The organism is Rhizobium ecuadorense, assembly GCF_001187535.1.
Classification (GTDB): Bacteria; Pseudomonadota; Alphaproteobacteria; order Rhizobiales; family Rhizobiaceae; genus Rhizobium; species Rhizobium ecuadorense.
The window spans coordinates 1-229 of sequence record NZ_LFIO01001401.1 but is presented as its reverse complement, the minus strand read 5'-3'; the positions used below and the strand labels follow the sequence as shown (position 1 = coordinate 229).

At 59.0% G+C, this 229-nt stretch carries 1 pseudogene; it reads left to right on the top strand.

Going from position 1 to position 229, the window contains the following annotated elements:
- A pseudogene (locus AF337_RS29745) lies at nucleotides 1-97 on the top strand (HIT family protein); the annotation flags it as partial.
- Nucleotides 98-229: the final 132 nt, after the last annotated feature.

The window sequence follows — 229 nt, the reverse complement described above, 5'->3', positions numbered from 1 at the left end:
GCATGAGGGCACGGCCCTCAAGCCGCATTCCGGCAAGATGGAGGACGGTGCCGTGCTTGCCGCCAATGCCGAAAAGATCAGGGCCGCGCTGGCGTAGGGTCACCCGCGATGTCACGCGAGGGCGGACTCAAACTGACAGCCTATCCTTGCTTAAAACGGTGATTTTCTGGATCTAGTGCTGGAAATGAAGGTGCTTCGTGACCAGTTCGCAAAGCGTGCCATTCTCGCC